Origin of the sequence: Oceanicella sp. SM1341, assembly GCF_003448965.1 — a bacterium.
In the GTDB taxonomy this organism is placed as follows: Bacteria; Pseudomonadota; Alphaproteobacteria; order Rhodobacterales; family Rhodobacteraceae; genus Paroceanicella.
The window spans coordinates 1-1615 of sequence record NZ_QRGC01000077.1 but is presented as its reverse complement, the minus strand read 5'-3'; the positions used below and the strand labels follow the sequence as shown (position 1 = coordinate 1615).

Genomic DNA, 1615 nt, shown 5'->3' with positions numbered 1-1615 from the left:
ACCCCGGCGATGATCACCGCCGTGGCCTCGGCGACGCCGTTGACGAGCAGGAAGGTGGTGATCGAGGCGGTGACCGGATCGGCCAGCGCCGGACCGGCGCCGGCGAGGAAGACGGCAAGGGCGAGAGGTGCGAGCCGTGCCGTGATGAGAGCGGGGTTACGCATGCCAGTGCCTCTCGACCTTGGGCAGGACGCTCATGCCGCCCTCGGACTTCGCCGCCCAGGCGCCCGGTGCGATGCAGACGAGCAGAGCCCGCCCCTGCGGCCCGGTCGCCGCGCCGGGGGCGCTCAGGCCGAGCGCACCGGGGGTGCCCGCGCCCTGCCCCGGCACGAGCCCGGCGGAGGCGGCGAGGCGTTCGGCCAGCGCCGCGAAGCCGCCCTCTCCCGCGATGATCCGCATGGCGCCGGCGGCGGTGGTGTAGCGCCCGCGCAGCTCGGCCATCGGGTCGATGCCGAACAGGGCCTCGAACACGTCGCAGGCGGCGGTGCAGCAATCCGCGCGGCCCCAGGCGAAGGGCCGATCCATTACCTGCAGGGCATGGGCGAGCACGTCCTCGCCCGGCGGCGGGATGGCGATGCTGGCGCTCAGCTCTCGGGCCATGTCATCACCTCCATGCTGGCGCGGTTGTAGATGCAGTGGCGGCCGGCGGTGTCTCCGGGGAAGGCGGCGGCCTGGTCCTCGGCGGAATGGGTGATCGAGGCGACCGAGCGCGCGCCGGGGCCGGAGCCGAGCTCGAGCTGCAGCGCGTGCACGATCCGCGTCTCGCCCGCGTCGTCCTCCACCTCGACACTGAGGCGCAGGGCGTCCATGTAGCCGGCGAAGATCTCCACCGGGTCGCCCGCGAGCAGGTTGCTGCTCCGCCCCGTCAGGCAGCCCACGAGGATGCGGCCCGGGCGGTTGCGGATCGGGTCGTCGAGGCGGTCGTAGATCTCGGGCGGCAGGCCGGTGAGGCCGAGCAGCGCGGAGGAGGGCACCAGGCTCGGGCTCTCCTCGGGCACCGAGACCGAGCCGAGCTGGCCCACCCCGTCCCACGCGGCATCGTCCCAGTCGATGATCCCCACCCCGGTGTGCAGGCGCTGCATGCCGCCGGGCCAGTCGAGCTCGACGAGCACCACCGGGTGGAAGAGCCGGCCGGAGAGACGGGCGAGCATCGCAGCCCCGATGCCGCGGATCAGCTCCACGGGTCGCGCTCCGCAAAGCCGCCGGCCTCGTCCGCGAACACCTCGCGGAAGGACCAGGTGTAGGACCAGTCGCCGCCCAGCGGCTGCACCGCGCGCGGGGTCTCCAGCTGGCGGAACACGCCGGTGTCGCTCACGCCGATGTTCACCCGGCCGCCGGCACCGAGGGGCGAGAACAGCCGGATCGTGGCGACGCCCGCCGCACTGGAGACGGCCGGCGCGAGCACCTGCACCACCTCGCCCGTGACGTCGGTGTCATCGGCGTAGACGGCGAGGAACTCGCCCGGGCGCGCGACGCGCGTGGCGGGCGGCAGGCCGGTGACGCGCACCGCGTCCCAGATCCCGTCCATCACCGGCACACCCTCGAGCACCCGGCCCTCGTAGAGCAGCAGCGGCACGCCGGCGTCGTCCCAGTCCCAGTCCACGCCGCCCGAGGT

3 protein-coding genes are annotated in these 1615 nt (G+C 74.2%); all 3 read right to left on the bottom strand.

The features are described 5' to 3' along the window. Positions 1-156 precede the first annotated feature (156 nt). Positions 157-600, bottom strand: a complete 444-nt coding sequence (locus D3P35_RS25730; RefSeq protein ID WP_118138777.1) for a hypothetical protein — start codon at positions 598-600, stop codon at positions 157-159. After that, the gene (locus tag D3P35_RS25725; protein ID WP_118138776.1) at positions 585-1181 is read right to left on the bottom strand and encodes a hypothetical protein; all 597 of its coding nucleotides are present in this window, start codon (positions 1179-1181) and stop codon (positions 585-587) included. The genes D3P35_RS25730 and D3P35_RS25725 overlap by 16 nt, the downstream gene beginning before the upstream one ends. Next, the coding region (locus tag D3P35_RS25720; RefSeq protein ID WP_157982349.1) for a hypothetical protein at positions 1172-1615 on the bottom strand (444 nt) is incomplete at its 5' end. The genes D3P35_RS25725 and D3P35_RS25720, both read right to left, overlap by 10 nt.